Source organism: Paraburkholderia sp. SUR17 (assembly GCF_029536165.1).
GTDB classification, from domain to species: domain Bacteria; phylum Pseudomonadota; class Gammaproteobacteria; order Burkholderiales; family Burkholderiaceae; genus Paraburkholderia; species Paraburkholderia kururiensis.
On sequence record NZ_CP120508.1, the window covers coordinates 1,887,674 to 1,908,934 of the forward strand.

Annotated in this window: 17 protein-coding genes; 5 read left to right on the forward strand and 12 right to left on the reverse strand. The window is 65.5% G+C overall.

Annotation, left to right across the window (positions count from 1 at the left end):
• Positions 1-65 precede the first annotated feature (65 nt).
• Positions 66-1,109: a GDP-mannose 4,6-dehydratase gene (gene gmd / locus P2869_RS08335; RefSeq protein ID WP_277597996.1), complete on the forward strand. Its 1,044-nt coding sequence runs from the start codon at positions 66-68 to the stop codon at positions 1,107-1,109.
• A gap of 191 nt (positions 1,110-1,300) precedes the next feature.
• On the opposite strand, the gene P2869_RS08340 is transcribed toward gmd, so the two are convergent.
• From P2869_RS08340 to P2869_RS08385, 10 genes are all read right to left on the reverse strand, one after another.
• Positions 1,301-2,464 carry a glycosyltransferase family 4 protein gene (locus tag P2869_RS08340; protein WP_126877287.1) on the reverse strand — a complete coding sequence of 388 codons (1,164 nt, stop codon included), beginning with the start codon at positions 2,462-2,464 and terminating at the stop codon, positions 1,301-1,303.
• An 87-nt stretch (positions 2,465-2,551) separates the two neighbouring features.
• Positions 2,552-3,730, reverse strand: a complete 1,179-nt coding sequence (locus P2869_RS08345) for a glycosyltransferase family 4 protein (protein ID WP_176048979.1) — start codon at positions 3,728-3,730, stop codon at positions 2,552-2,554.
• Positions 3,731-5,197 (reverse strand): glucose-6-phosphate isomerase, encoded by a 1,467-nt coding sequence (locus P2869_RS08350; RefSeq protein ID WP_277598078.1) that lies wholly within the window; start codon positions 5,195-5,197, stop codon positions 3,731-3,733.
• 60 nt (positions 5,198-5,257) lie between these two features.
• Complete coding sequence (locus P2869_RS08355) at positions 5,258-6,454, reverse strand: glycosyltransferase (RefSeq protein ID WP_277597997.1); 1,197 nt, start codon at positions 6,452-6,454, stop codon at positions 5,258-5,260.
• A gap of 62 nt (positions 6,455-6,516) precedes the next feature.
• The gene (locus P2869_RS08360; RefSeq protein ID WP_277597998.1) at positions 6,517-7,440 is read right to left on the reverse strand and encodes a glycosyltransferase family 2 protein; all 924 of its coding nucleotides are present in this window, start codon (positions 7,438-7,440) and stop codon (positions 6,517-6,519) included.
• A gap of 55 nt (positions 7,441-7,495) precedes the next feature.
• Complete coding sequence (locus tag P2869_RS08365) at positions 7,496-9,718, reverse strand: polysaccharide biosynthesis tyrosine autokinase (RefSeq protein ID WP_277597999.1); 2,223 nt, start codon at positions 9,716-9,718, stop codon at positions 7,496-7,498.
• Between the two features lie 49 nt (positions 9,719-9,767).
• Positions 9,768-10,952: a polysaccharide biosynthesis/export family protein gene (locus P2869_RS08370; RefSeq protein WP_277598000.1), complete on the reverse strand. Its 1,185-nt coding sequence runs from the start codon at positions 10,950-10,952 to the stop codon at positions 9,768-9,770.
• Entirely contained in the window at positions 10,931-11,389 is a 459-nt protein-coding gene (locus P2869_RS08375; RefSeq protein WP_017773915.1) for a hypothetical protein, read from the reverse strand. Before P2869_RS08375 ends, P2869_RS08370 begins: the two co-directional genes overlap by 22 nt.
• A 39-nt stretch (positions 11,390-11,428) precedes the next feature.
• The gene (locus P2869_RS08380) at positions 11,429-12,865 is read right to left on the reverse strand and encodes a UDP-glucose/GDP-mannose dehydrogenase family protein (protein WP_277598001.1); all 1,437 of its coding nucleotides are present in this window, start codon (positions 12,863-12,865) and stop codon (positions 11,429-11,431) included.
• 134 nt (positions 12,866-12,999) lie between these two features.
• Complete coding sequence (locus tag P2869_RS08385) at positions 13,000-14,400, reverse strand: undecaprenyl-phosphate glucose phosphotransferase (protein ID WP_277598002.1); 1,401 nt, start codon at positions 14,398-14,400, stop codon at positions 13,000-13,002.
• Positions 14,401-14,954: 554 nt separating this feature from the next.
• Between P2869_RS08385 and P2869_RS08390 the strand changes: the two genes are divergently transcribed.
• Positions 14,955-16,460, forward strand: a complete 1,506-nt coding sequence (locus P2869_RS08390) for a mannose-1-phosphate guanylyltransferase/mannose-6-phosphate isomerase (RefSeq protein WP_277598079.1) — start codon at positions 14,955-14,957, stop codon at positions 16,458-16,460.
• Positions 16,461-16,673: 213 nt separating this feature from the next.
• Here P2869_RS08390 and P2869_RS08395 read toward each other — a convergent pair whose 3' ends face one another.
• The gene (locus P2869_RS08395; protein WP_277598003.1) at positions 16,674-17,939 is read right to left on the reverse strand and encodes a transposase; all 1,266 of its coding nucleotides are present in this window, start codon (positions 17,937-17,939) and stop codon (positions 16,674-16,676) included.
• A 558-nt stretch (positions 17,940-18,497) separates the two neighbouring features.
• Positions 18,498-18,800 carry a YciI-like protein gene (locus P2869_RS08400; RefSeq protein ID WP_017773910.1) on the reverse strand — a complete coding sequence of 101 codons (303 nt, stop codon included), beginning with the start codon at positions 18,798-18,800 and terminating at the stop codon, positions 18,498-18,500.
• Between the two features lie 292 nt (positions 18,801-19,092).
• On the opposite strand from P2869_RS08400, the gene P2869_RS08405 reads away from it, so the two are divergent.
• The 3 genes from P2869_RS08405 to P2869_RS08415 all read left to right on the forward strand — a co-directional run bounded on the left by P2869_RS08405 (position 19,093) and on the right by P2869_RS08415 (position 21,106).
• Positions 19,093-19,419 (forward strand): PsiF family protein, encoded by a 327-nt coding sequence (locus P2869_RS08405; RefSeq protein ID WP_126877295.1) that lies wholly within the window; start codon positions 19,093-19,095, stop codon positions 19,417-19,419.
• A gap of 230 nt (positions 19,420-19,649) precedes the next feature.
• On the forward strand, positions 19,650-20,105 hold the full coding sequence (locus P2869_RS08410) for a membrane protein (protein WP_017773908.1): 456 nt from the start codon (positions 19,650-19,652) through the stop codon (positions 20,103-20,105).
• Positions 20,106-20,518: 413 nt separating this feature from the next.
• Entirely contained in the window at positions 20,519-21,106 is a 588-nt protein-coding gene (locus P2869_RS08415; protein WP_042298810.1) for a YSC84-related protein, read from the forward strand.
• The last annotated feature ends 155 nt before the right edge of the window (positions 21,107-21,261 follow it).

The window sequence follows — 21,261 nt, forward strand, 5'->3', positions numbered from 1 at the left end:
CCTGACACGCACGGCCCGGGCATTCGGGCGCACACTTTTTCTCCGACATAGGGAAGGCACATTCCATGAGCAATCAACGCAAAGCGATCATCACCGGCGTGTCCGGGCAGGACGGCGCGTATCTCACGAAGCTGCTGCTCAGCAAGGGCTATCACGTGACCGGCACCTACCGGCGCACGAGTTCCGTGAACTTCTGGCGCATGGAAGAATTGGGCGTGCTCGATCATCCGCATCTGGAACTCGTGGAGCACGACCTTACGGATCTCGGCTCCACGCTGCGGCTGCTTGAACGCGCCGAGGCGCATGAACTCTACAACCTCGCGGCGCAGAGCTTCGTGGGCGTGTCGTTCGACCAGCCCGTCACGACGGCGGAAGTCACGGGCGTGGGTGCGCTGAATCTGCTGGAAGGCATTCGCATCGTGAATCCCGCCACGCGCTACTACCAGGCTTCGACCTCCGAAATGTTCGGCAAGGTGCAGGCCGTGCCGCAGCGCGAGGACACGTCGTTTTACCCGCGCAGCCCTTATGGCGTCGCGAAGCTGTTCGCGCACTGGAGCACGATCAATTACCGCGAGTCGTACGGCATCTTCGCGTCGAGCGGCATTCTGTTCAATCACGAGTCGCCGCTGCGCGGCCGCGAGTTCGTCACGCGCAAGATCACGGATACCGTCGCGAAGATCAAGCTCGGCCAGCGCGACGTGCTCGAACTGGGCAACCTCGACGCCAAGCGCGACTGGGGCTTCGCGCTCGAATACGTCGAAGGCATGTGGCGCATGTTGCAGGCCGTGGAGCCGGACACCTTCGTGCTGGCCACGAACCGCACGGAAACCGTGCGCGACTTCGTGCGCATGGCGTTCGCCGCGGCCGGCTATCAGCTCGAATGGTCGGGCAAGGACGAACGCGAAACGGGTATCGACGTGGCCACGGGCAAGGTGCTCGTGCGCGTGAACCCGCGCTTTTATCGGCCTGCGGAGGTGGACCTGCTGATCGGCTGCGCGGACAAGGCCAAGGCCGTGCTCGGCTGGGAACCGAAGACCTCGCTGGAGCAGTTGTGTCAGATGATGGTTCAGGCCGATCTCGCGCGTAATCAAATCCACGAAACGTTCTGATCGGAAGAGGCGGTGGGCAAGGGTGCCGGGTAGAGGTGCTGGGTAGCGGCGCCCTCACCCACCCTTGCCTGCTATCTCGATGTCTTCGCCCGATAGCGCAGCGAAAAAAACCACGTCGCTCCACGTCGCCACGTCGCCACGTCGCATTGCAGACCGCAGGCCATGCCGCACGGCCCGCGTCCCGCTCCACCTCAATGCACGCGTTCGGCGATCGCCTCCTCGTACACCTGCGCCACACGCCTCGCGATCACCGCGTTATCGAAGTTGTCGCGCGCATAGGCGTAGCAGGCCTCGGCGTCCGGCAAACGGAGCGCGCCACGCAGCGCGGCAGCAAGGCCATCGGCAATCGCGGATGCCCCCGTCGACGGCAACACCAGATCCTGTGACAGGCCCGCCACGGCTTCAGGCAGCCCGCCCACCGGCGTAACGAGCACCGGCGTGCCCGACGCGAGCGACTCCACCGTGATGAGCCCGAAGCCCTCCAGCGCCACCGTGGGCACCACGCTGATCGTAGCGGCGCGATAAAGCGCGGCGAGATGCGCATCGGGCACGAAGCCGAGCAGCTTCACGTTGTCGCTGAGCCCCGCTTCGTCGATGCGCCGTTGCAGCTCGCCTTCGAGACGCCCCTTGCCTGCGATCAGCAGCAACACATCGGGCACGCGCTTCTTGAGCAGAGCGACGGCGTCGATCAGATCTTCGAGCCCCATGCGGCGCACCAGCCGCCGCACCGCGAGCACGATGGGCCGGCCTTGCGGCAGTTGCAGCTTGAGCCGTGCATCGGCCGGCGACATCGGCAGATTGAACTGCTCGACGTTGACGCAGCCCGGCACCACACGCACGCGTTCCGGCGGAATGCCGTAGCGCGACGTGAGGATCTGGCCGAACGCATTGGAAAGCACGATGAGCCGCGACGAACGTTCGTAGACCGACTGCTCGAGGTAGCGCTTCATGCGCTGGCCGAGCGAGTCGGCGCCTTCCACCTGGCTCTCGTCGGCCCACGGTCCCTGAAAGTGCGAGACCTGCGGAATGCCGCGCGTGACGTCGAGGCCGGGAAATGTATAGAGCGCGAAGTGCGACGAGATCACGTCGGGCCGATGCCGGCGAATTTCGCGGCGCAGCGCGCGGCGCGCGGCCATGAGGCGCAGCGGCAGCGACTGCGACGCGGAGCCGAAGCCGTTGATGGCGCCGCCCGTATCGGCCGCCACGCGCGGCGAGCCCGCCACGACGCCGCGCACTTCCACGCCCGCGCCGGGCAGCGCGCCGACGAGCGAGTAGTACATGCGGTCGAGCCCGCCGGCACGCTCGGGAAACCAGTGCATGCCGATCTGTAGCGACTTGATTGAACGGGTGGTCATGGCAGTTCCTTTGTCGTTTTGCATGGGTTGCTTGCTGACGTGTACCTGGGCGCAGGCGCCCGTTCGCCACGTCTTAAGTGCTTCACGCTATTGCGCGTAGGCTGCATCGGGCGCTTCGGCGCGGCGGCCCGCTTCGCCGTCCGCGAGTTGCCGGTAGAGCGCGAGATACTGCTGCGCCATGCGGGTCCAGCCGAACTGCGTGGCCAGTTCGCTCGCGGCACGCCCCATGGCCTCGCAGCGGTCCGATGAATCGGCAAGGCGCGCCACGGCTTCGGCCAGCGCGTGCGGATCGTCGGGGTCTTCCAGCACGATTCCGCATTCGGGCGTGATGATCTCGGCGCCGCCCGCGGTGCGCGCGGTCACGACAGGCAAGCCCGCCGCCATCGCTTCGAGCAGCGAAAGGCTCATCGCCTCGTAGCGCGAAGGAAACACGAAGGCGTTCACGGAATGCATGAGCGCCGGCATGTCTTTCACGAGACCGAGAAAATGCACGCGGTCCGCAATGCCGAGCTTGCGGGCCATCTCGGGGTACGGGCTGCCCGGCAGGTAGCCGGCCACGGCAATCTGTACGCGCGGCGGTAACACACGCAGTGCCTCGAGCACGGTGCCGAGGTTCTTGCGCGGCGTGCGCAGGTCGCCCACGAAAAGCAGCAGAAACGCGTCGGCGGGCAAATCGAATTTCGCGCGGTCGCCGCTCGCCGCGGCGAAGCCCTGCGTATCCACGCCGTTGTAGATCACGTCGAGCCGGTTGGAAGGCGTGAGCCCGATGCTGCGAATCTCGTCAGCCACCTTCTTCGACACCGCCGTGATGACGCGCGAGCGTCGATAGGCCCAGCGTTCGAGCCACGCATTGCAGCGCGTATAGACGTACTGATACGACGACCACAGGCTGCGGCCGATACCGAACGGGTAGTACCGGCTGCGCGCCCAGCCGCTATGCACGAAGTGCGCGGTGTTCACGTCCGCACGCGCCCACGTGATGAAGCCGTTCACGTGCAGCACGTCGTATTCGCTGCGATGCGCGCGCAGCCACAGCGCGCTTTTTGCGGCAAAAACCTGCTGGCGCAGCAGGTTGGTGGGCCACCATTTGCCGGGCTTCACGCAGACCCAGCGCACGCGCGGATGTGCGAGCAGTTCCGGCGCGACGTGCGAGGCCACCAGCGTGACCTCCATGCCCTCTTCGAGCGCGGCCCGCGCAATCTCGTGATTCACGCGCCCCTGGCCGTCGTTGTGGCGCACCACGTGGGTGACGATGGCGACTCTCAATCAGGTGCCTCCGTTGAGCGTTGCGGCACGTCTGCGCATGGCTTTCTGAGATTTCTGCCAGTGTGCCGCGGAAAGAATGGAAAACACGCTTGAAAACAGCAACAGGCCGCCGGTACCCACAAGCGAGTTGGTGAAGACGAGCATCGCGAAGATGGCGAGCGCAAGGCTCAGGCACGCGGAGGCATAACGGTCCTCGCGCAGCGCGAATGACGCCCGCACGGCCCGCGCGAGCAGCCACAGCGTGCCGGCGAGATAGAGCAGCGTGCCGGGCCAGCCGAGCACAAACGGAATGTTCATCACGCCGCTGTCGAAACTGCCGTACTTGCCCAGTTCGCCGCTGTCGCTCGAGAGCTTGGTCGAGGCGCCCGTGGCGCCCAGCCCTTCGCCCGTGACGTCGGTGAACGCGGTTTTGGCGAAGTTGGCGTAGAACTCGTTGCGCGCGGCGTAGCTCTGGTCGTCGCGCAGGTTCACGAGCGTGTCGAGCCGCGCCTGCATGCGCTCGGCGACGGGGCCCACGGCAAGCAGCGGCACGCTGAGGCCCGCGAGCAGCACGCCGCTTGCCACGATGCGCACGCGCACGCGGTTGTTCGACTTCATGAGCTGGATGAGGAGCGCGATGACCCAGCCGCCCCAGGTCGAGCGCACGAGCGAAAGCGCAAACGAGAGGAAGCCGAGCGCGCCGGCCACCCAGCGAAAGCGATGCTGCGCGGCCATCACGAGCACCATGGCGCCCATCATCGCGAACGCGAACGGGCCGGAGGAGTTCATCGTGCTGAACACGCGCACGCCGAACGGCACGGGGTCGCCCTGCGAGTTCATGTTCGAGCCGATCATCCACATGGCGTCCCACGGCGGCATGATGAAGAACTGCACCACGCCGTAGGCGCCCATCACGAGCATGCCCCAGATGAAGGTGTTGACGATGGTGTCGCGATACTGCAGATACTGGCGCGTATTGGCCATGATGTGAAAGCCGATCAGCACCGGGTAGATCCAGTTCGCGAGGTCGTAGGTGGCCGCGAGCGGCCCGCTTGCCACCACGCCCACGATGAAGGCATAACCGATGCCGCCTAGTATCAGCAGCACCGGCAACCCGCGCCGCTGGGCGAGCACCGGGTAGTAGCGCAGCAGCGAGAGCGCGCTGATCATGGTCACTGCGAGCGGCGCGATCTGGATCAGGCTCGTGGGTGTGAAGCCGCCCTTGCCGTAGTCGGCAAGGCGCCGCACCTCCGGGCTCAGAAACCAGGTCCACCACATGAAGCCGACGTAGCGCGCGGGGCTGCGGAAATAGAGCCACACGCCCGTGACCGTGGCGAGCACGGGAAACGCGAGCGTGAGCACCGTGCCCTGGTGCGCGACGATCAACGCGGCGGTAATCACCCAGAGCGCAACCGGCGGCATCCATTCGAGCCAGTCGCCGCCGAAGAGGCGCGACGCGCGGGCAGCAGGCGCCTGCGCGCCCTGCATGCTCCCATTCGCCGCACCGCCGTTCGGATGAACGGGGCCTGTGACGGACATCGTCATCGGCTATCGCCCTCCCCTTGCTTCGCTCGGCGCGCGCCGCATGACGGCGGTTTCGGTCGCCTTCGCTTCGTCGGCGGCCGTTGCGCGGGCACGAGGTGACACGGGCTGAGGTTGAGATTGCGGGCGCGCAAGGCGCAGCATCTCGCGTGTGATCTCGACGTGCTGCTGCGCGAAGTGCTGCGTCGTGAGGTCGCGCGAAACGAGTTGCGCCGCCGCCGCGCGTGCCTGGGCAAGGGCCACCGCGGGCTGCGCCACGAGCCGGTTTGCGGCCGCGCGCAACGCTTGCGCGTCGAACGGCGGTACGTAGGACACGGCCTTGCCGTCGAAATAGTCCGCGAGCGCGCCCACGTTCGTCACGATCATCGGCTTGCCCACCGCCGCGGCTTCGAGCATCACCGTAATGCCCGAGGCGTGCGAGTTGGGGCGCAGCGGCACCACGATCACGTCGGCCCAGTCGTAGAGCGCGTGCTGCTTCTTGAGTCCCGAAGCCGACGCGATTTCCACGTTCGGTGCGTGCAGCGAAGCGGGAATGCGCCGGCGCGTAGCCAGCTTCACGGCGTAGCGCGCGTCGTGGCCGAACGCCTTGATGAGCGTTTCCCAGTCGCGATCGCGGTCGTTGCCGATGGCCGCGATGCGCAGCGGCGCATGCGGTGTCCAGGCCTCGGGTTCACGCACGGGGAAGTCCGTGGTGTTGAGTCCGTAGTAGACGTGGCGCGCCTCGCGCTTCAGATAGTCGCGACACAGCGCGGCATTTTCGCTGGCAAGCGTCGTGAGCATGTCGGCGCGCGCAATCAGCTTGCGATAGAACGCGCGGCGCAGCGCGCCGTATTGCGGCCACTTGTCGAAGAGCCACACGCTCTGGGCGAGCAGCATCGGCGGTGCGGCGCGCCGGCCCAGCAGGAGCAGCAGCAACGCCACGGAAAGATGCTCGTGCTCCGTATGCGTCCAGATCACGTCCGAATTCAGGATGGCTGAGCGATTGCGCCACGTGTGAATGAAGTCGAAACCGAGCACGGCCTTGAGCGCGCGACGCGCAAGCCGCACCGGCGCGCCTTCGCGTGCGTCCTCCGAATAGGACAGCGCGAATTCAGGCGACTCGGCGTGGTGATATCCATACAGGCAGCCGATGTTCTCGCCCTTTCGGTAGTAGCGCGGATCGGCGCCGTAAAAAAGATGCACGTGGACGTGGGTCACGCTCATGCGGTTCTCCGGAAGGTGTTCGCGGGCCAGGGCAGGACCTCGAGCGCGGTCAACGGCGTGGGTCATAGCGCTGCGCGCCGTGCCTCATGCGCGCCCGTTCGCACCGCGCGCCAGCGGGCGATGGTGGTGCGTCCGCGCTTCGAGGCCAGCGCAAGCGCCGCATGTACGAAGCCGGGATAGACGCGCGTGCCCACCAGCGCGTACCACCACCAGGCTGTCTCGCGGCGCAGCGGCGGCAACTGGGCGCGCAGGATCAGATGCAGGTTGTAGGCGGCGTTGCGCACGGCCTGCATGGTTTGCGCGTCGCGACGGTCGTCGTCGAAGCGTTCGGCAGGGAAATGGTCCACGGCCACCTGCGGGTCGTAGACGAGCTTCCAGCCCGCGTTCTTCACGCTCATGCTGAAGGCCATGTCGTTGTGGACCTGGGCGCCCGCGCCGCGCAGCCGGTTGTCGAAGCGGATGTGGCGAATCGCCTCGCGCCGGTAGCTCATGTTGGCGCCCTTGAGCACGTCCACTTCGCGCGCGCTACCCACGCCGAGGTGATGGTTGCCCACGATCTTGCCCGACAGACGCAGCTTGCCGACGAGCGGGCGCGCGCCGTCGAGCACGCGGCCCTTCTCGTGCACCCAGTCGCGACCGCCCAGCGCACCGAGACGCGGGTCGCTTTCGAAGCTCATCGCAATGCGCGCGACCCAGTCGGCACGCGGTGCGGCGTCGTCGTCGGTGATGGCCACGACGTCGCACGTGGCGGCATCGAGGCCGCGGTTCAGTGCGGCCACCTGGCCCGGCTGCTCCACAGGCACCACGACGAGCGGCAGCACGCGGCTCGCAACGTGTTTGGCAAGGCATTCGTGCGTGGCGTCGTCGTCGGGGCGCGCCACGACGATCACTTCGTCGGGTTGGCGCTGCTGCCGCTGGAGCGCGGCGAGACATCGCGAGAGATCCGCGGGGCGACGGAAGGTGGGAACGAGTACCGAGACTTTCATTCTGGCTCCTGGGTATCGTTTGACGTATGACTGAACAGGTACCTGGGCTGAGACGTCACGCGCTCAGATATTCCTGCACGGCTGCATAGCCGCGCCCGTAGGCGCCGCGCGCCCGCTGCGGCATCGCGTTGAAGATGGCGCCCTGCACGTGCACGCCGCCTGCGCGCAGGCGCTTGAGCATGTCGCCGATCTCGCCTTCGCTATGCATGCCCGAGCGCACCACGACGAAGGTAGTGCCCACGTGCGCGCCGATCACGGCGGCGTCGGTCACGGCCAGCACAGGTGGAGTGTCGATCAGGATCGCGTCGTAGCGCTTCGCGAGCGCGTCGAGGTATTGGGCGAGCCGCGGCGACATCAGCAGCTCGGACGGATTCGGCGGCCGGCGTCCGCAGGAAATGAACTGGAGGTTGTCGACCTCGGTGGTGCGGATCGCTTCTTCGAGCGCGATCTGCCCCGAGAGCAGTTCCGAGAAGCCGTTGTCCTGCGGGCCGCCCAGGTAGCGTTCCAGTGCGCCGCGCCGCATGTCGCCGTCGATCATGAGCACGCGCTTGCCCGAGTGCGCGAGCAGCACGGCGAGGTTCACGGTGAGAAAGCTCTTGCCCACACCGGGCATGGAGCCGGTGAGCATGATGGCGTGGTTGCTCGCGTCCATCATCGTGAACTGCAGCGCGGTGCGCAGACTGCGCAGGCTTTCCACGGTGACGTCTTTGGGTCGCACGCTGGCAAGCACCGAGCGCAGGCGATTGCCGCCGCGCACCACGGCGCTTTCGAGCGCGGTCTGTTCCGTGGAAAGCGGGATCATGCCGTACACGGGCAGGTGGAAGGTGCGTTCGATGTGCTCCGGGTCCGCGATGCCCTTGAACATGTTGCGGCGAACGAACACGAAGCCCGTGCCCACGATGAGGCCGAGTATCGCGGCGGCCGATACGATGAGCGCCTTCTTCGGCTTCGACGGCATGCCGGGCCGCATGGCGGCGTCCACGATATGCACGTTGCCGCCCGTGCCCACGCGCTGCACGGAGAGTTCCTGGATGCGGTTGAGCAGCAGCACGTAGATGTCTTCGGCCACCTTCGCATCGCGTTGCAGCTGCACGGCCTTCACTTCCGTGGCGGGCAGATCGCGAAAACGCGTGTCGTACTTCGCGCGTTCGGTTTCGAGCTGCGCGAGTTGCTGGCGCGCCGCGATGAGCACCGGGTGGTCTTCGCCGAAGCGCTGGTCGAGCGAGGCGATCTGCAGCTTCATGGCCGAGATCTGCTGCTCGTATTGAACGCTGCCGTCCAGGTAAATCTTCGCTTCGTCGCTCGCGTTGATGGAGCCGGACTTGCTCTGGTAAGCCGTGAGCGCCGCCTCCGCACGCACGAGGTCGCCCTTCAGGCGCGGCTCTTCGGCCTTGAGGAAGTCGAGCATCTTGTTCGCGTCGGCCTGCTTGGTGGCCACGTGCTCGCGCACGTACGACTGCGCGAGCGCGTTGGCGATCTGCGCGGCACGGCCCGCGTCGGTGTCTTCGAGCGAGATCTGGATCACGCCCGTCTGCTTGCCCTGCTCCTGCACGTTGATGGCCGACTGGAACGCCGAGATGGCATCGAGGTTGTTGAGGCGCACTACCGTAAAGCGCGTGCCGGGCCGCGCCACAAGCCGGCTCACGAGCATCGTCACGCCGTTGCCCTGCGCCTCTTGCCCGGCTTCGCCGCGCAACAGCAGACGGCCTTCGCTGTCTTCCAGCGTGTAGCGGTTCGCGCCTTGAGCGACGAGCGTGAGCTTCTTGCCCTCCAGCGACGGGTCCACGTCGATCGAATCGACGTTCGCCACTTCCCCGCCCCACGCGTACGAATCGAGGCCGAGCCACGGCTTCGCGGGCTCGCCCGGCGTGGCGAGTCGCGCGGCAAGGCTGCCGAGCACGGGGAACGTCTTCGGCGCCACGAAGAAGTTGAGCTTGAACTGATCCACCACGGGCTCCACCACGCTGCGGCTCTTGATCATTTCGATCTCGGCGTCGGTGGGCAGCGCGGACGAACCCGTGGACACCGCGGCGCCCGTCTGCGTTTGCGTGAGCGGCTGCGAGGTGTAGTCCGCCGCCTCCACGCGCACGCGCGCATCGGCCGTGTAGACGGGCTTCGCGACGTAGCAGTAGAACACCGCGATGCCGACGACCATGGCGGCAATGGCGATCAACCACCAGATGTCGTCGAGCAATACCTGCAGCAGATCGCCGAGGACCACGTCCTCTTCTTCGGTTCGGGCCGTGATGCCCAGTGGAGTGTTTGCTTGCGTGCTCACAGTTCGGTCCCGATGGATAAGAGGCAGTTCGTGCGCGTCATGTCGTGCATCAGCGCGTGATCTGCTTCGTGTAGAAGATGGTCTGGATGGTCGGCAGCACCTGCTGAAGGACGCGGTTGAACGTCGTCGAGGCGGCCGTGCCGACGTAGACCACGTCGAGCGGCTGCAACTGGAACTTCGTGGAGAGCATGATCGAGTTCGGCTGCGTCATGTCGAGCCGGTACACGTCCGGCTTCGTGGGGTTGTCCATCATGCCGCGCATCACGTAGATCTGGCGCGGGTTGGCGTCGGTGTCCAGAATGCCGCCGGCCTGCGTGAGCGCGTCCGCAATGGTGAGCCGGCCCTTCAGCATGGGCATCTGCGTGGGCGTCTTCACTTCGCCCAGCACGAACACGCGGCTGTCGGAGCGGTCCGGAATGTTGACGATGTCGCCGTTTTGCAGCATCACGTTCTGCGTCACGTCGCCGCGATCGAGCAGACGGTTCGCGTCCAGCACATAGAGCTTGTTGTTGCGCGTGAGGCGCACGCGCTGGATGTCGGCGTCCGCGGTGGTGCCGCCCGAGCGCGTGATGGCATCCACGAGCGTGAGCGGCACGTCGCTGATGGCAAGCGGTCCGGGCTGCTTCACTTCGCCCGTCACCTGCACTTTCTGGCTGCGGTACGCGAGCACGCGCACGTCCACCTGCGGATTGCGGATATAGCGCACGAGCCCCTTCGAGAGTTCGTCGCGCAGTTCGTTGACGGTCTTGCCCGCGGCGCGGATACGGCCCACGAACGGGAAATAGATGGTGCCGTCGGCGGCAACGGTCTGGCCATACGGGTCGGCCTGGCCCGACAGCGCGTTCGTGTAGGGCTGCGTGAGCGCCTGCGCGACGGTCTGCGTGGTATTGCCGCCCGTGGAAAACGTGCTGCCCTGGGGCGTGGAAAGTTCGGGATGGTCGTAGACCGTCACGCCGAGAATGTCTTGCGGCGCGAGGTGGTACACGTAGTCCGCGGGGCTCGCGTAGCGCGATGCCGGCAGATCCACGGGCACCGCAGCGGCCTGCATCTGCGTGGCCACGAGCTGCGAGTCGATCAGGTGCACCGGATACGTTTCCTGCTGCTTCTGCTCGCTGGAGTCTTTCAGACTCGACGTATCGAGGTAGTTACCGGGCGCGGTTGCGCAGGCCGACAGGAAAGCGGTCAGCGTCAAGACGATTCCGATGTTTCTCTTCAGCATATTTTGTCCAGCCATCCCTTCACCAGATGTTCGATCAGCGCGAAGCTGTCGCGGTATGCCGCTTCGTCGCGGCCATGCGGGTCGATCACGTCCGAGTCTTCCCACTGCCCGAGCGCGTAGACCTTGCCGCGCGAGGTGGGCTCGAGCGCTTCCACGTCTTTCACCTGACGGCGCTCGGTCACGAGCACGAGGTCCGCGTCGCGAACGAGCCGCCGCGTGAGCCGCCGCGCGTGATGGGCGCCGGCTGCGATGCCGCGCTCCGCGAGCAGGCGCTCCATCACGGGGTCCATGCCGCCGCCTTCCATGGCGCGAATGCCGGCCGAGTGAAAGGCCGGCGTGCGCGGCGAGCGGGCCGCCCTTGCGGCGTGCCCCGCCTGCGCGCGGAAGAGCCGCTCCGCGGCCGGCGAGCGGCACACGTTCGCATGGCAAACGATCAGGACGTTGTTGAACATCGCGGGCTCTCCGTCGCCTGTTGCGGTCTCATTGCGGTCTCATGCCTTGGCGGTTTCGCCCGCCGGCACGTTGCCTGCCGTGCGCGGCTGCACGTTGGCGCGTGCGCCTGCAATCGCGCCTTGCCGCCCAATGGCGTGATACTCGATGCCGAGTTCGGCCATCGCTTCGGGCTCGTAGAGGTTGCGGCCATCGAAGACGAGCGGCATCGTCAGCTGCGCCTTCAGCGCTTCGAAGTCCGGCATCTTGAAGACCTTCCATTCGGTGAGGATCACGAGCGCGTCCGCGCCTTCGGCCGCTTCCATCTCGTCGTCGACGAACACGAGACGGGCCTGCTGCTGCGGCGCGCCTTCGAGGTCGAGCGCGAACACGCGGCGCGCTTCATCGGTCGCGACCGGGTCGTAGGCCTTCACCGTGGCGCCGCGCGCGAGCAGCGCCGCGATCAGCGCGCGGCTGGGCGCTTCGCGCATGTCGTCGGTATTCGGCTTGAACGCGAGGCCCCACACACCGAACGTGCGCCCGGTCAGGTCTTCACCCAGACGCGCGACGATCTTGTGCGCAAGAATCTTCTTCTGCGTTTCATTGACCGCCTCGACCGCCTGCAGGATGCGAAGGCTCTGGCCTTGCTCGTCGGCGGTGCGCACGAGCGCCTGGACGTCTTTCGGAAAGCACGAGCCGCCATAGCCGCACCCCGCATACAGAAAGTCGTAGCCAATGCGCGGGTCGGAGCCGATGCCGCGACGCACGGCTTCGATGTCGGCGCCCACACGGTCGGCCAGATTGGCAAGCTCGTTCATGAACGAGATGCGCGTGGCGAGCATCGCGTTCGCGGCGTACTTCGTGAACTCCGCGGAGCGCACGTCCATGTATAGCGTGCGCTCGCGGTTGCGATTGAACGGCGCGTACAGGCGTTTCATGAGTTCGCGGGCCTTTTCGCCGGGCACGTCGTCGTCGCAGCCCAGTACGATGCGGTCGGGCCGCGTGAAGTCTTCCACGGCCGCGCCTTCCTTCAGGAACTCGGGGTTCGAGACCACGGAGAACATGTGCTGCACGCCGCGCGCGCGCAGCTCGCCCGCAATGGCCTCGCGCACGCGCGCCGCAGTGCCCACCGGCACCGTCGATTTGTCGACGACCACCTTGAAGCCGTTCATGTAGTGGCCGATGTTGCGCGCCGCGGCGAGCACGTATTGCAGGTCCGCCGAGCCGTCTTCGTCGGGCGGCGTGCCCACGGCGATGAAGAGCACGTCGCCGTGGGCGACCGCGGCTTCCACGTCGGTTGAAAACGTGAGACGGCGCGCCTTGCGGTTGCGCGCGATGAGCTCCTGCAGACCCGGTTCATGGATCGGCACGCCGCCGCTGTTGAGCACGTCGATCTTGCGTGCATCCACGTCGAGGCAGAACACGTCGTTGCCGATGTCGGCAAGACACGCGCCGGTAACGAGGCCAACGTAGCCGCTTCCAATGATCGTCAGGTTCATGAATCACACCTCGAGGACAAAACATCCGGTTTCAGAAAACGGAGCGGAACGGGCCGCGCCGTGTCGAATCGTGTGGCGTGCGCCTCGTGCTCCTCGCGCGCCGCCGCGCCGCGCCGCTCTGTTGCGCTATTCCACTAATACGCGTTGCGGCCCGCGAAGCCCTTCCACATGGTCAGCGCTACGATCTTGAGGTCGAGCCAGAAGGTCCAGTGCTGCATGTAGTAGAGGTCGAGCTTCACGCGCCCCATCATCTTTTCGATGCGGTCCGTCTCGCCGCGATAGCCGTTGATCTGCGCCCAGCCCGTAATGCCGGGCTTGATGCGGTAGCGGTGCATGTAACCCTTCACGAGGTCCTTGTAGATGTCGTCGTGTTCCAGCGCATGCGGGCGCGGACCTACCACCGACATCTCGCCCTTCAGTACGTTGATGAACTGCGGCAACTCGTCGAGACTCGTGCGGCGCAGGAAGGCTCCAACCGCCGTGATGCGCGGATCGCCGCGACGCGCCTGGGTCACCTTGCCCGCTTCTTCGCGATGCACCTTCATCGAGCGGAACTTGTAGATCTCGAACTCGTTGCCGTCGATGCCCTTGCGCTTCTGGCGAAAGAACACCGGGCCCGGCGACGAGAGCTTCACGAGCACGGCGATCACGAGCATCAGCGGCGAGAGCGCCGTGAGCGCCGCGAGCGCGAAGAGCCGGTCGAACACGAGCTTCGGCAGCACGCGCAGATCCGTGATGGGCGACGCCGCCAGGTTGATCGCGGGCACGCCCAGCAGATCGACCACGGGCTGGCTGAAGAGCGAGAGACTCTGCACGTCCGGAATGAACCGGATGTTGACGAAGTCGTGGCGCAATTCCTTCACGAAGCGATGGATCGTGCGCTCCTGCGAAATGGGCAGCGCGAGCCACAGTTCGCGGATACCGCGATGGCGGATCAACTGGATCATCGCGGCGAACCTGTGCTCGACGGGCACGCCTTCGATCGCGCCCGTGTCGGGCGTCGCCGCCTCGCCTGTCGCGCTGAGACTGCCGTCGTCGAACACGGCGACAGGCTTGAAGCCGGCCTCGGGGCGCCCGCGCATCTGCTCGATCAGAAAACGTGCGTAGCGTGGGCTGCCCACGATCGCCACGGCCTTCTGGTTGTAGCCCTCGCGGCGCAGCCCCTTGAGCACCGTATGCACGACGGTCTTCGTCACGATCAGGAGCGCGACGGTCGCAATTGCCCAGTAGCCGAGCCACAGCCGCGACAGCATGTCCGCGCGGTGCAGGCTGAAGCTCATGAGAATGCCCATGCCTTCCACCGCGAGCCACGCGAGCGCCACGCGGCCCAGCAGGTCGTAGAGCGGCTTGCCGCGCCACGACTGATAGATGCCGAAGGCCGGAAATATCCAGATCATCAGCAGGCAGTTGAACGCCAGCGCGACGTTCTGCATGTCCGTGAGCCAGACGAGCGACCCACCATGCAAGGCAGCGGCAATCAGCGCGCCCGCGGCAACCATCGCAATATCGATGACTCTGGATAGAACGCTCAGCATGAACCGCACCTCGGATTGTCGATCAAGTTCGTGTTCCGTCCGGGAATATGAGTGAATACCCTCGTACAGGTATCAATAAAGCGGTATTAAAATTCGGCCCGCAAGCACGCAAAATATCTCGAAATGTATCGGTAGACATTACCGAATTTTGTCTATTTTTGTTCGGTAATTGCTGCTTTTTTGCGGCGTTTACGGGGCCAACGGGGCGCCGCAGAGGCCCTCCAGCGGGACACGGGCACATCTTGTCAGACATTTCGCGCCGCTCCGCTCCGCAGTTCGTCCAATGCGCACCTTTCCCGGGTCGAGCCGTGGCGGCTTTTCTTTCCTTTTATTTTTTTAATTTCATCCGTCAGCGAAATAAAAACGCCACAATCGTTATGCGATTTATCGAATATCGAATTCGTTTCAATAAAGCGCTTTTGCAGAAGTTTCGTAATGCGTTTTATTGACTATTTACGTCGTGCTACAACTGCTCGCACTGATCTTCGATCCTGTGTGAGGAGAACGACATGTCTCATCCGGTAATTGCAGCGGCGGCTGGCGCCGGCGCTCGTATGGCCGCTCCGGCCGGCGTGAAACTGAAGGTCCATCCGGTGATACTCGCGGGCGGCTCCGGCACGCGCCTGTGGCCCATGTCGCGCGAGCAGTATCCGAAGCAATTGATCGGACTGCTTGGCGATGATTCGCTGCTGCAATCCACGGCATGCCGGCTCGATGCGCTCGACGCGGGCTATCCGCTCGCCGAGCGGATCGTCGTGGTGGGCAACGAGGAGCACCGCTTCACGACAGCGGAGCAATTGCGCGTGAGCGGCAAGGTGGCACGCCTGATTCTCGAACCCACGGGGCGCGACACGGCGCCGGCACTCACCGTTGCTGCACTCTCGATTACGGCCGCCGATGAAGACGGCATCATGGTCATCATGCCCGCAGACCACGCCGTAACCGACCTCGCCGCATTCCAGGCCGCGGTGGCGGCCGGTGTGCAGCATGCCGCGGCGGGTCGCGTGGTGACGATGGGCATCGTGCCGACGCGTGCGGAGACCGGCTACGGCTATATCCGCGTGGGCGAGCCGTTCGCTCAGGGCGACGGGTCAAGCGACGAGTCAAGCAACGAGGCAAGCGATGAAGCGCGGCGTCTCGAACGCTTCGTCGAAAAGCCGCATCTCGAACTCGCGCAGCAATACGTGGCCTCCAATGCGTATTGGTGGAACAGCGGCATCTTCATCATGCGTGCGTCCACGTGGCTCAAGGCGATTCGCCACTTCGAGCCGGCCATTCACGAAGCGTGCGTCACGGCCTGCGAACGCGGCCGCGACGACGGCGACTTCTTTCGCGTGGACCGCGAAGCGTTCGCCTCGTCGCCGTCCAATTCGATCGACTATGCAGTGATGGAACAACTGGGCAGCGACACTTCCGTGGTCACGGGCGTCGTGGTGCCGCTCGCGGCGGGCTGGTCCGACGTGGGATCGTGGGACGCGATCTGGGAGATTTCGCCGAAGGACGAGGCTCATAACGTGGGCCGCGGCCGCGTGCTGTTCGAAGGCGCGCAGACCACCTTCGCTCATTCGGAAGGACGCCTGATTGCCTGCGTCGGCACGCACGATCTCGTCGTGGTGGAAACGCCCGATGCCATTCTCGTGGCCGACAAGGCGCACGTGCAAGACGTGAAGAAAGTGGTGGGCCGCATTCGCAGCAGCCGCGGCACCGAGGCGGCGAACCATCGCAAGGTCCACCGCCCCTGGGGCCACTACGATTCCGTGGATATGGGCGAGCGCTTCCAGGTGAAACGCATTGTCGTGAAACCGGGCGCCCGCCTTTCGCTGCAGATGCATCACCACCGCGCGGAGCACTGGATCGTCGTGCGCGGCACGGCACTCGTCACGCGCGGCGAGGAGCGCTTCATCGTCTCCGAAAACGAATCGGCCTATATCCCGCTGGGTGTCACGCACCGGCTCGAGAATCCGGGCAAGATGCCGCTCGAAATCATCGAGGTGCAGTCGGGTTCCTATCTGGGCGAAGACGACATCGTGCGCTTCGACGATACCTACGGGCGACAGTGACGCGTGGAGGTGGACCGGCGGGGCGAGCCTGTTTAGCCGGCTCCTGCGGCGGCGAAGCGACTTTCGCTCGCCTGCCGCCCATGGGCCGGTCGCGATTGCGATGAGGTTGTGCCCTTGCCTCGGATCACTGAGTTAGATCACTGCATTAGTTCAGACGCGGGTCGCGTGCAGTGGCGTGCGATGCCTCAGTTCACGTGAGTCAGTTCGCGTGCCTCAGTTCGCATGCGTCAGGAACTGCGAGACTCTCGGTGCGCGTTCGGGCCCGTGATCGGGTGCGCGTTCCGGCATGCGTTCTGCCGTGCGTTGCTGCGCGGGCTGCGAAAGACTTGTGCCTTGCGCTTCGCTGTTGCCGATCCCATCCAGCCCAGCATCTTCGTTTCTTGATACGACGTCGGTCGGGTAGCGACGCAGCGCCACCCATCGCGCGTTCACGTTGAGCGCGTCCGCCGCACTGCGCGTTACAGGGCCTGCGTTCGGCACGGTGGGCAACGCCCTCTGCACCTGATTGGCAAGCGGCGGCCGGCTGGCCACGGGCGCGCCCGCGGCGCAGCCTTCGCGTTGTTGCGCGAGCTGCTGCGCTGCTGCACGCGTGCGGCAATCGCGGTCGATCCACTGCTGCGCCCACTCCAGCGCATAGCGTTGCGCGTCGTCGGCATCGTCGAAACGCGGACCGACGAGACCCGAGCGCTCGACACGGCGTCCATCGCGCATGATTTCGGCGGCGGCTCGATACAGACGATTGGGAATCGGCTGCGCCATCGCGTAAATCACATAGCCGCGGCGATCCACCAGTTGCTCGCCCTGTACAGGCAGACTCGACCACATCGGGTCGCGTGTAACGACCTCCTGGCCGTCGGACGTCTGAAGCGGGCGAGTCGACTGGGGCGACGAAGGCAAATTTGTAACGTTCTGCCCGGCCGCCGCCGCTGCGCCCGACGCGTTCGCATCCGCCGCATCGCTTTCAGGTGCACCGGTAAGCTGACGCGTGATGTTCGCGATGGGATCGAGACGGCCGAGCGAATCGAGCGAACGGCCGAACGCGCGCCAGCCCGGCGTGGCATCCGGTGTCTGCCACGATTCGGGGCTCTTCCAGAACACGCCGCGCATGCCGTCCGCGCGCACGCTTTCTTCGCGCGCGGGCGGGGGGCTGGCGGGCGCAGTCTGGCGTACGACGGGCGCCGACGGTTCAGGCACGTAGGCGAACTTGCGGCCGCCTTGCGAGAGAATGCGGACCACCTCGGCCAGCGTGCCGTTCAGTTGCCACTCTTCGAAGCGGCGCCGGCAGGTTGGCCCGGACGGATAACGGCCCGGCAGTTTCGACCACGGCTCGCCCGTGGTCAGTATCCAGAGGACAGCGTTGGCCACGACGCGAGGCTCGGCACGGGGCCGGCCGCGCCGGTTCAGGCGCACGACTGGCTCGTCGGAAACGAGCGCGGCCACCTGCGCCCATTCTTCATTGCTTAGCTCATCGAAAAACATGTGTTTCTCCACGCAGCCAGGCCGGGCTGCGGCTTTGAACACGCACGAATTTCATGAAACGGTGATTCGTGTCGTGCCCTCGGTTGCACAATAGGCTTATGCGTTTTGTGCCACTTTCGAACGGTCGCACTGAGGTAGTGCGAACATTCCCCGGCGCGACGCACAAAACGGGGTCTCACTCGTGCATGGGAGAATTTGTGCACGAAGCATACCATCACCAGGGTTTGCATGAATATGACAGAGACAGTTGTTACGCATGGAAACAAACTTGTCCTTTTTGCGGCGTAGATGCGGCTGGCTTGAAAACGGAAATGATGGCAGCGGCAGCACGCCGGACGCAGGTCCGGCGGCCTCAACCGGCTTTGTGACAGCTAATGTCACATATCAGCGGAGCACTCGCGGCTTATCGATTTTTTTATGAATTTCTTATCACGTCGATATAGCTTGCGCTGAATACCGTCATTCCATGCCAATTGCGTAATGCGCAATACGCCTGCGATGCTTCACGCATAGTCTGCACAGCGCTTCAATCTGCGATACGGCCTGGATAAAAGCGCTTCACTGGGCGCGCACGGGCGTGGCGGCCTGCTCGCCGACCACGGTCTGCCAGCCCCGCACCTGCCAGCGCGTGACGAGCCCTTCACGCACGTAGGGATCGGCGCGTGCGAAGTCTTCGGCGACGGCGGGCGTTTCACCCGTGAAGAGCAGCACGGCGCCGTCGACGGGGTCGGTCAATGCGCCCGCCAGCAGCAATTCGCCGCGCTCGGCCGCGGCCCAGGCGAGCGCCAGATGCGCGGCGCGATATTCGCCGCGGCGCTGAAGATAGTCGGGTGCAACGTCGTACATGAGCAGATAGTGCATTGACGTCTCCGTGACGAAGCTTGAGGTAAAACCGGGCGGCCGCCATCTGTGCCGGCCACGGCGCATTGCATGTGAATCATATCGCCGCAGGCCAAACGTGAAAGCGTGCGCGCCAGGCCGTGTGTCCTCGCCTGCCCAGGGTATAACCTGCCTGCCCTTTGTCAACCAAAGCCGCCGCCGCCTCGTTTTCAGAGCGGCTTTGCCACGCGCGGGACGGTGCCGATAAACTGGCGCCGTCCATGCCGCCCTGACATGACAACGAGAAAGTCCAATCTCTGATGGGAGTGTGTCCATGAAAATCCAATCCGCTATCGCCGCAGTCGTGCTGGGTGGCGTATTCGCTGCGCCGGTGTTTGCTCAAACTGCCGCGCCTGCTGCGCCTGCCGCTGCCAATACGCAGCAGCAGAAAATGAAGGCCTGCAACACGCAAGCCAGCGGCAAGAAGGGTGACGAGCGCAAAGCGTTCATGAAGCAATGCCTTTCGGCCGATGCTCCCGCCGCCGCGTCCGGCCCGATGAGCCAGCAAGACCGCATGAAGATGTGCAACCAGCAGGCCACCGGCAAGAAGGGCGACGAGCGCAAGGCGTTCATGAAGTCGTGCCTCTCGACCAAGAACTGACACCGGCCGGTCGTACACGCTCTATCCGGCCCGGGTGCCCGCCTGGGCCGAGCGCAGTCCTTCTGTTCAGCCCCGTTTCCCCCTCCCGTTGCCGCAGCGCGCCCGTACACCACGTCGGCCGTTTTCTTCTATGATGGCGGCCAAGGCGGCGCTTCCATCACATGCAAACACAATGAGCCATCGGGCGCCGACCGGTCGTTGATGCCGCAGTGCATTGAACGGAGGCAGGGATGGCATGGAGACAAAACCGCTGGGTGCGGCGCTGGCTGATCGTGATCGTCTTCTGGGCAGTGCCCGTGGCGATCGTGGCTGTGCGCGAGATCCAGGAAGAAATGGCCTACAACCGGGCGGACCTGCAACAGGCGCTGACGTCCTGGACATTCACCGATGCCCAGCGTGCCGCCGGTGCTCCGCAACGCTGCCACGGCACCCCCGATGAAGCGGCCGGCGCCGGGTGTCCGCAAGACGTGCTCGCCGCGAACGCCACGCGCCAGCAGGAGGCGCGCGACGAATACGCCGTACGGCGCGCCACCCTCGCCAGCTATCTCTGGCACGCCTTCGTGGGTTACTGGATCGTGCCGGCTGCCACCCTCTTCGCCGTGGGGCTCCTGATCGCGGGCATCCGCCGCGCGCTCAGACGGCCGCCCGTCGAGCGCCCTCCCGTCAAGCGGCCGGCTCCCCATTGAATGGGTGTCGCGCACCCGATTCCTTTCGATTGGCATTCCAGTCGGTCACAACTTCCCCCGCACGCCGTCCATTCGCCCGCGGGCCCTGATGCCACCGGGGCACACCGCTTGCTACTCCAGCCATGACTGAGCCACGCGCGGCATGCGAACCCGCCGCGCAGTGACACAGTGGCTAACCTCGAGTAGCCGACGTCACCCTCCGCTTGCCGCGGGCCTCCCCGTACGGCAAGCGAGACCCGCCGCGCATGGCTAAACGCCCTCGAGCACACAGCCACAAGCGTGACGGGTGCGATGTAGCACGATGTCGCGTCCAGGGAGGCCGTCATGGTCCCCGTGTTATAACGGGCCAGGCAGTTCCCGGCCGCCGCCGAGGGTCGGCGGCCGCTTCCGGAAACCACAACGGAGAAAAAACGATGCAAAAACGCAACCTGATTCTGAAGGCTTCCACCGCGGTCCTGCTCGGCGCGCTGGCGCTCGCGGGCTGCACGACCACGCCCAACGAGTCGAATACGGCGTCGACCAATGCGTCCAAGCGCCACTCCATCGACGCGAGCGTGGACGGCACCCTGTCGCGCCTGTATCAGACCGTGCCGGGCTCGCGCGAACTCGTGGCCAAGGCGCGTGGCGTGCTCGTGTTCCCGTCGGTGATCCAGGCCGGCTTCATCGTGGGCGGCCAGTACGGCGAAGGCGCGCTGCGCGTGGGCGGCAGCAGCGTGGGCTACTACAGCACCGCAACCGGCTCGTTCGGACTGCAGGCGGGCGCGCAGTCGAAGGCCATCGTCTTCCTGTTCATGACGCAGGACTCCCTCGACAAATTCCGCAGTTCGGACGGCTGGGCGGTGGGCGGCGACGCCTCGGTCGCGCTCGTGAAGGTGGGCGCCAACGGCGCCATCGACTCGAACACGGCCACCGCGCCGGTGCAGGTCATCGTGCTGACCAACGCCGGCCTGATGGGCGACCTGTCGCTGACTGGCACGAAGGTTTCGCGCCTTCACATCTGAGTATCACGGGCGTCGGCGGGCGTCGGGCCCGCCACGTCTCAGGCGCAGCCGGAGCCTGCTCTGCGGGCCTCGGCTGCGCCTGTGTCGTTTCATCAGCACATCAGCACGGCCGCGACGGCACGGCTTCGTTCGCGTGCGCCGCAGCGTGAAAGCGC

Bases quoted from the DNA above. Each gene is read 5' to 3' on its own strand.
- gmd (WP_277597996.1), top strand. From the start codon at position 66: ATGAGCAATCAACGCAAAGCGATCATCACCGGCGTGTCCGGGCAGGAC.
- P2869_RS08340 (WP_126877287.1), bottom strand. From the start codon at position 2,464: ATGACCACCCGTTCAATCAAGTCGCTACAGATCGGCATGCACTGGTTT.
- P2869_RS08350 (WP_277598078.1), bottom strand. From the start codon at position 5,197: ATGCAGGGCGCGCAGGCGCCTGCTGCCCGCGCGTCGCGCCTCTTCGGC.
- P2869_RS08355 (WP_277597997.1), bottom strand. From the start codon at position 6,454: ATGAGCGTGACCCACGTCCACGTGCATCTTTTTTACGGCGCCGATCCG.
- P2869_RS08360 (WP_277597998.1), bottom strand. From the start codon at position 7,440: ATGAAAGTCTCGGTACTCGTTCCCACCTTCCGTCGCCCCGCGGATCTC.
- P2869_RS08370 (WP_277598000.1), bottom strand. From the start codon at position 10,952: ATGGCTGGACAAAATATGCTGAAGAGAAACATCGGAATCGTCTTGACG.
- P2869_RS08375 (WP_017773915.1), bottom strand. From the start codon at position 11,389: ATGTTCAACAACGTCCTGATCGTTTGCCATGCGAACGTGTGCCGCTCG.
- P2869_RS08380 (WP_277598001.1), bottom strand. From the start codon at position 12,865: ATGAACCTGACGATCATTGGAAGCGGCTACGTTGGCCTCGTTACCGGC.
- P2869_RS08385 (WP_277598002.1), bottom strand. From the start codon at position 14,400: ATGCTGAGCGTTCTATCCAGAGTCATCGATATTGCGATGGTTGCCGCG.
- P2869_RS08390 (WP_277598079.1), top strand. From the start codon at position 14,955: ATGGCCGCTCCGGCCGGCGTGAAACTGAAGGTCCATCCGGTGATACTC.
- P2869_RS08395 (WP_277598003.1), bottom strand. From the start codon at position 17,939: ATGTTTTTCGATGAGCTAAGCAATGAAGAATGGGCGCAGGTGGCCGCG.
- P2869_RS08400 (WP_017773910.1), bottom strand. From the start codon at position 18,800: ATGCACTATCTGCTCATGTACGACGTTGCACCCGACTATCTTCAGCGC.
- P2869_RS08405 (WP_126877295.1), top strand. From the start codon at position 19,093: ATGAAAATCCAATCCGCTATCGCCGCAGTCGTGCTGGGTGGCGTATTC.
- P2869_RS08410 (WP_017773908.1), top strand. From the start codon at position 19,650: ATGGCATGGAGACAAAACCGCTGGGTGCGGCGCTGGCTGATCGTGATC.
- P2869_RS08415 (WP_042298810.1), top strand. From the start codon at position 20,519: ATGCAAAAACGCAACCTGATTCTGAAGGCTTCCACCGCGGTCCTGCTC.